The organism is Alteromonas sp. CNT1-28 (assembly GCF_022348345.1).
Classification (GTDB): Bacteria; Pseudomonadota; Gammaproteobacteria; order Enterobacterales; family Alteromonadaceae; genus Alteromonas; species Alteromonas macleodii.
Map to the genome: position 1 here is coordinate 1 of NZ_JAKREZ010000061.1, position 6,909 is coordinate 6,909.

The following is a 6,909-nucleotide window of genomic DNA, read 5'->3' on the forward strand; positions in this document are numbered from 1 at the left end:
GGAAACGGACTTGGGCTGAGAAGAATCTAGCTCAAATCTAAACTGACAGCGACACCTGAAAAAACGGGTAACTGTCAGATCAAGTCTGAGCTAGTACATTTAAAGCAATAAGCTGTAACGCCTGGCAGAGATAAGATGGTTTGCCCTTCTTCATAAGCCACGTTGCCGCCCTTATCTTTTACGAAGCCAATTGCATCAGCTAAACCAACTTCATAGGTACCTTTAGAATTTCGTATGTTTTTTAATTCTTCAAATAGTGCATCGTACATGTTCATACTAGTGAAGGCCTCCTTGGTTCGTCCCGAGTTCAACTGTAGGTTTAAACATCAAAGAAAGATAATGCTTAACTCGTTCTATCACCAATTTCTCATCTGCTACAATTTCACTGGCACAACCTAGCGCATCACTCTCCGCACCTACGAGGTATTCGCCCTCACCGGCATCCACTATAAACGCAAACGCCCAAACCCCATCTCTTGTTGGGTGCTTGGCGCCCAAACGTAGATTGTCGAGCTCGTACCCCATTGAAATCGCGTTTCTCATATGCTCAAGCTCTGAAGCGCCGCTATCGAATACTGCCGCGCGTTTCTGTTCGAAACCCGGAAGAAGCTCAAATTGATTAAGTAGTGATATTCCATTCATAGTGTAATTCTCTTTGTTATTGCCGGTGGATACTAAGCGAAAAAATATTTTGTTGAGTCAAAGTGTTTATCACCATATGACATTGTGACCGTTCCATCTAAACTGACATCGATGAAATCGATACATGTCGCCCCAGATGGAGTAACATATTGAAGCGAGACTGAGTTATTTTTGTAATTATTAACAAGGCAGTCCACTAATTCAGTTTTAGAATGGACAACTCTATCGTTTCCAAAATTTCTAATTTTCACACTCATAATAAATCTTCCAATGGTTTCGATGCTTTCGAGGAACAAACAATAAAATAATGGACTTCGCCGCATCGAATTGTATCCATAACTTCTACGCCAGTTCTTGTTTTAATAAACACATCTGCCTCATGTGCACTGCAAAATACCCTCTCGACTTGGTGATACTCATCTTTTTGTGTTTCAACATAAATCTTGTAAAAAGGACGCTCTTTCGTAGACGCATCATCAAGCTCAATTCTGCTATCTCCAGCGTAGGCTTTTGCGCAGAGTGTGATATCAGGCCTATTGGCAAACATCGCAATAGAAACCATATCAAATTTATCAAAAAGCAAGCGGGTGGCTTCTGAAGAAAACCCTAAATATTCCACTTTATGAAGCTTACCCATAGAACGAGCCAAAAGAGGAAACCTGTTTTCTGATTTGTATTTTTTATACTTCACATTTAATTCGTTAAGTGAGCCATGGATGTAATGTTCTACATCACACCCATATGTCAAACCAGAAGGAAACTATGCAGCTTCTCGGAATAAAAGGTCTTGCATGGAAGGTAGTGTGGTTATAAGCCCGGGCTGGTCAAAATAATACCCTACTTCTTTAACGAACCGGTCCTTCAAACATCTTGGTAAAGAATGCTCTTCATCAGCTCTCAAAACCTTATCGACAACATCAATTGGAGAAATCCTTTCAATATTTGGAGCCTCGATCAATGCCAGGCATTCAACGTCATTAGATAATATTGTGTTGAACGTAGTTACTCTCGATTCAATGAAAAAATCTGAAGTAATCAATTTATCGTGAGCAATATCGCTATTCAGTTGGATAATTGTGGTTTCAACTGAGGTCCCCTCAAACGTCCCTGGAGGTAAAAAGTCCCCTTTAACAAGGGAATCATTGCTGTCACAGCATATTCGCTCTAGAAGCCATTCTCTGTCGCTGGAATTGATATCCTCAAGCCAACCTACTGGGATAACAGAAATTAGAACTCCATTAGGAGTTAGAAACTTTAATGCATGTCTAATGTGCTTTATAAACTCATTTCGATTAAATGGTGGGTTCATCATAACTAAATCAAACTCTTTGCTTGGCTCTACAGTAAGAAAGTCTTTTTGCTCTACTTGATAACCCTGCTCTTCGCAGCAAACCACATTGATTGGGTCGATGTCATAACCTTGAATATCAAAGAAACGATTTTCTTTCTCTCCGTATGCTAAAAGAGAGTTAGCTAGAAACCCGGTACCTATACTGGGCTCTAGAACTTTAATTCTTTTTCCTGATGCCCCTAAGTAGTTTAAAGCAGTCCAACTTACCATGTGTTCAAATACTGCTTCAGTACTTGGGTATAGGTGAAATTTATTAATATTCCTTGCGCCACATGCAAGAACACGCTCGATAACGAGTTTAGGATCTCTGGTAAAAGCAAACCCTTGATGATTCTTGGACCACTTGCCGCCCAAACGCTCTAATAACCCTTTCAATTTTGAATATGCTTTACTTGGCAACTGCTCTCTAACAAACAGATATTTGCCCTTATACTCTAAACACTGAGTTAAAATATCGCTTAATCCCACTGCATTCTCCAAACAACTTTTTTCTTAAGGCTAGTGGAGTCGCTGAACGTTATTCACCGAATTACTTTCCACCTTTACCAATCGATATGATTCAAAATGCATGAAGAATTAAAAAAGACAAAAAAGAGGGAATACACCCCCTTTGTGAAGTAGTCTCCTTTTCTAGTTAAAAACTCAAACTAGCTCCTTCAGGTGCTTGTCTTGGATAATCTCTTTGGGTAGAGGTGCTTTGTAATCTACATATTTGTAGCTTGTTATTCGGACACCTAAAAACGAATGGTTTCCATCATAACTGAGATACTTTTTCGTTCGACGATAGGCACCTCCTAAGTCAAGAACCCGATCATCAGTTAGATAGCCGAGTAACCTATACTTGTAGGGGATATTATCTTTAACCTGCTGCTTTTCAATTTCATGGCGCTTAGAACTCAAATCTACTGCAAGGGAGCACAACTCATCAAAAACACTTTCCCATTTTTTGTTATGAGCTTGCTGAATACCCACAACAAGATGAGCTATTTCGTGACAAATGGTTTTTCTCAAGCAGCCGACTGCTGAAGTTGAAAGGAATGCTGAGTTGATAATTATATGGCCAGTTGAATAAGCTAAGCCGTTTTGCCCTTTCAAAGGACTAACTTCTATAGTAGGTGTTTTATGAAGCCATTGTTGTAATGGATACCTTGTTTTAGCTATGTCGATAATATCTACAAAATGAGACTGTATTTGATTAGTAGTGAGCATATTGACTCCAAAATATCATATGGTTCTGAGTGAAGCTGATTTAAGGCTTAACCGTTCAAAATTACTTCCAAAAAACTGGAATTAACTTCCCTACTTTTTCGGAATCATATTTAATCTTGGAGGGGCTGATATTTGGTAATGCACATCTCAAAAACATGAACGATTTAGTCAAGTCTTCTTCACTTCTTGGCACTCCTAGCATCACATCACCATTCTCAATTAAAGAAATTGATTTAGCGTCCTGGAGAAATTCATTTGCTCTCACTTTCATTTCAGGAGATTGTATTTCCTCAAGTATCGACTTGTGTAACTTTATATTTTGCATAACAGGAAACAGGCTTTCGGCATCCAGTCTTGTTGGAGACTCTATGGCTTTTTCAATATTGCTTAAATAGGCGCTTGGTTTTATCCCTTTGCCTCTATACCTAATCTGTTGAGTCCATGCAGAAATTGAACGTATCGCAAATTTTTCAATAACCGTTGCTTCAGACCAAGAGAGACTCTCAATATTCCAGCAGCTACCTGTTTGGTAATCTCTCTCAACGCAAAATACTTTCAGACTACTATTGATAATCGCTTCTGTTGTCCTACTTGCATAAATAGCCTTAAAAGCTTGCTTTTGTTTGTCATTAAGTGAAAAGTTAAAATATCGATAATTAATTTCGTTCATTTTATTATCCTTGCCTTATTAGATAAAACAAAAGTAAGGCATTGATAAAAAAGAGGAAATTTGCTGGAAAGATGTGTTTAACAGGGAAGTATTATGTATATTTTTGGAAAAGATCTTGAAGCACTGAGGCTTTATGGTGGATTTACTAAGAAAAAGTTGTCTGAAGAATTGAATGTATGTACAAAAACAATAAAGAACTACGAGTCCGATAGGTCATCACCTACTGTTAACGAATTCATCAAGATGGCCAAATTATGTGGCCTGCCTGAATCAGCTCTTTCAAAGTGCCTGTCTGCACAAGACACACTTGAGAACCAGCTCAGAAATCTTTCTAAAAATTGAGTATGGACAACGACGTTGTTTAATACTTTAAGTCTTTACTTATTTTATATATTTAGAAGTCACCTATACCCCATTTACAATGGGCTACATGGGAGATAGGTGATCACTTACAGGAACTAAAGTGATCATTTACAGGATATAAGGTGACCGTTTACAGGAATTAAAGTGACCATTTACAGGAATTAAAGTGACCATTTACAGGAATTAAAGTGACCATTTACAGGAACAAAGGTGATCATCTACAGGACCTGTAAATGATCACCTTTGTTTATAATTTCCTGTAAAAGGTCACCTTAGTACAATATTAAACCACTAACTTTCCTGTAAAACGTCACCTTAATGAAAATTATAAGCTGGTGGCTTCCCGTAAAACATCACCTTGTAGAGGCGAGCTAACATTCAATGAACGTATTTCTTCAGTTACATTGTTAAAATTCACTTTTCGCGGACTGTATAAACATACACGTATATGTATAAATCAATAATGGTACTTATTCTTTTTGATACTTAATGTCTGTTAACCCACTTCCTGTAATTGATCACCTTATGACTAAAATTAGATGTAATTTGACATCAGACTCAATAATTCAAGATAATGCACAAAAGTGACTTTGTTTATATCACCTTATGAAAAAAATAAAAGAAAGCGCCAAACCAGTCCATTTAAGAAAACACGTGGCCGCAGTACATATAGGTTCTGTTGGTTTCAATTTGTTACATAGGAAGGCTATTAATGCCGCAATTTGGTTTGCGCAACAAGAAGCTCGAGAAATAGCTGGTGGTGACCTGGAAAGCTATCTCAATAAAACAGACGGTATTGAGGTCAATCACAGCATCAACTTTAAAGAGTTCCGTCAATATATAAATTACAACTCAAATGATCATGAGTATTTAAAAAATATATTCCGTGATTTATCACAACTAGCTGTTGAGTTTGACCTAATAGAAGGGCGACGAAGCTGGGAGATAATGCCCTTTCTATCATACGTAAAATTTGCTAATGGAATGATCACATGGAGTTTTAGATCTGAGATTAGACGCTCTATTTTAGACCCTGATGTTTATGCAAAAATCAACTCTGAAATAGTCAATCAAATACAAAATGATATTGCCTTTGCACTTTATGAAAATACTTATCGGTATGTAAATATTGGGAAAACCCCATGGCTTAAAATTAACACCTTGAGACAACTTCTTGGAATAGCAAAAGATGCTTATAAAGAAACCAAGTATTTCACAAGGGTTCTTAAGCAATCTATGAAACAAATTCAAAAGGTCGCTGGTATAACACTTGAGATGGAGCCTACTGGTAAGCCTATTAAAGCTGTTAGGTTTCTTGTGAGAGCTAATCAACAACCTGATTTACTAATTGAGCAACATGTAGTTCAAGAACAGTCAGATGTTGAAGCACAGCTTTCTCATTTTGGATTCACTCCTAATCAGATAGCTGATATTTTCAATGCTTACCCGCTAGATTATATTCAGTCAAAAATTAATTTTTTGAACAAAAGAGCGCGAGCAGGCGGTATTAGAAATTTTGCAGCTTTCGCCTATAAAGCCTTTGAAGATGATTATGTTGAAAATACTTTTACTCCGAAATTAAGCAAAACTGAATCTATGCCTGCACTCACGGCAAAAAATTCAAGAGGAGATAAGATGTCATTTATAGAGATCTTTGCCGTTGCCACTCCTGAAGAAAAAGATAGTATAAAAAGGTTATTCGAAAGCGCCTTTAGGGCAAGCCAGCCTCATTCGCTTAATAAACGGGAATATGATTATGCTTATAATCAGCTAATGAATAATGATTGGTCTGGAGCAGAGCTAAAAAAGTCTTTCGAGGAGTATGTTGAGGGTTATGTCTTCATGAGAGCCGCATATAGCTCTGAGATTAGAAGCAGATTAAAGAGTGCTGCTAAATAGCGCAGCACTCATCTAACAATGGAATATACAATCCATTTAGATTTAGTGTTTTTTTCTCATATTCAATAATAGTAAAGTCATCACCCTCCCCCATTTTTAATTGTTTGTGGATGCTAATTTTCTCCAGCCACTCAATAGGCTCTTCCTGTTCACTCAACACATATTTAACCTTTGAAGAAACTTCTTCAAGATTTTCCACTGGTTCAATTTGTATTGCTTCGATTGAGAGGTGATAGAGGTGAGAACCTACGTCAACTACTAAGAAGTCCTTAGAAATATATTCTTCAATACAGGAATATCTTAAAACCACTTCTATATCATGAATTTTATATCCTAATTCAGCTTTCTCTACAGAGACTTCGTATAAAAATTCAGTACTTTTTATTGTTTTCATATAACTACTATCCTCAATTTTCTTTGAGGTTACATGAATAAAATAACTAGTTAATATTTCAGTAGCTTCATTGCATCGTGTGCGCTGCAACCAAACCTTGCAACAGTTTTTCCTCTTCGATTCCACATGAAATAACAGGAATTGGTCCAACGATACTTCGTTTTAATATTTTCAAGCTAAGTTTATATTTAGGTATTTTAGGATAGACGGAGCTCATCTTGTTAAGTTGTAATTTACAACTCATAGCTCAGCGATGCGGATTCAGGATAGTTGTAATTTACAACTCATAGCTCATCGGTGCGAATGCAGGATAGTTGTAATTTACAACTCATAGCTCAGCGATGCGGATTTAGGATAGTTGTAATTTACAACTCGTAGCTC

The 6,909-nt window shown here is 37.1% G+C and carries 9 protein-coding genes; 2 read left to right on the plus strand and 7 right to left on the minus strand.

Annotation, left to right across the window (positions count from 1 at the left end):
• Positions 1 to 74: 74 nt before the first annotated feature.
• The 6 genes from MHN02_RS20805 to MHN02_RS20830 form a co-directional block, all read right to left on the minus strand.
• On the minus strand, positions 75 to 275 hold the full coding sequence (locus tag MHN02_RS20805; protein ID WP_239247880.1) for a hypothetical protein: 201 nt from the start codon (positions 273 to 275) through the stop codon (positions 75 to 77).
• A gap of 1 nt (position 276) precedes the next feature.
• Complete coding sequence (locus MHN02_RS20810) at positions 277 to 642, minus strand: hypothetical protein (RefSeq protein ID WP_239247882.1); 366 nt, start codon at positions 640 to 642, stop codon at positions 277 to 279.
• 253 nt (positions 643 to 895) lie between these two features.
• Entirely contained in the window at positions 896 to 1,333 is a 438-nt protein-coding gene (locus tag MHN02_RS20815) for a hypothetical protein (protein ID WP_015068523.1), read from the minus strand.
• 69 nt (positions 1,334 to 1,402) lie between these two features.
• Entirely contained in the window at positions 1,403 to 2,461 is a 1,059-nt protein-coding gene (locus MHN02_RS20820) for a methyltransferase (protein ID WP_069945487.1), read from the minus strand.
• Between the two features lie 174 nt (positions 2,462 to 2,635).
• On the minus strand, positions 2,636 to 3,202 hold the full coding sequence (locus MHN02_RS20825) for a SprT-like domain-containing protein (protein ID WP_015068521.1): 567 nt from the start codon (positions 3,200 to 3,202) through the stop codon (positions 2,636 to 2,638).
• A gap of 61 nt (positions 3,203 to 3,263) precedes the next feature.
• Positions 3,264 to 3,872, minus strand: a complete 609-nt coding sequence (locus tag MHN02_RS20830; protein WP_069945488.1) for a hypothetical protein — start codon at positions 3,870 to 3,872, stop codon at positions 3,264 to 3,266.
• A 93-nt stretch (positions 3,873 to 3,965) separates the two neighbouring features.
• Here MHN02_RS20830 and MHN02_RS20835 point away from each other — a divergent pair, with 93 nt between their 5' ends.
• Together MHN02_RS20835 and MHN02_RS20840 are read left to right on the plus strand one after the other, a co-directional pair.
• Entirely contained in the window at positions 3,966 to 4,214 is a 249-nt protein-coding gene (locus MHN02_RS20835; protein WP_015068769.1) for a helix-turn-helix transcriptional regulator, read from the plus strand.
• A gap of 675 nt (positions 4,215 to 4,889) precedes the next feature.
• On the plus strand, positions 4,890 to 6,134 hold the full coding sequence (locus MHN02_RS20840; protein WP_239247884.1) for a replication initiation protein: 1,245 nt from the start codon (positions 4,890 to 4,892) through the stop codon (positions 6,132 to 6,134).
• Here the strand turns inward: MHN02_RS20840 and MHN02_RS20845 are convergent.
• Positions 6,127 to 6,528: a hypothetical protein gene (locus MHN02_RS20845; RefSeq protein ID WP_015068767.1), complete on the minus strand. Its 402-nt coding sequence runs from the start codon at positions 6,526 to 6,528 to the stop codon at positions 6,127 to 6,129. The genes MHN02_RS20840 and MHN02_RS20845 overlap by 8 nt on opposite strands.
• Positions 6,529 to 6,909: the final 381 nt, after the last annotated feature.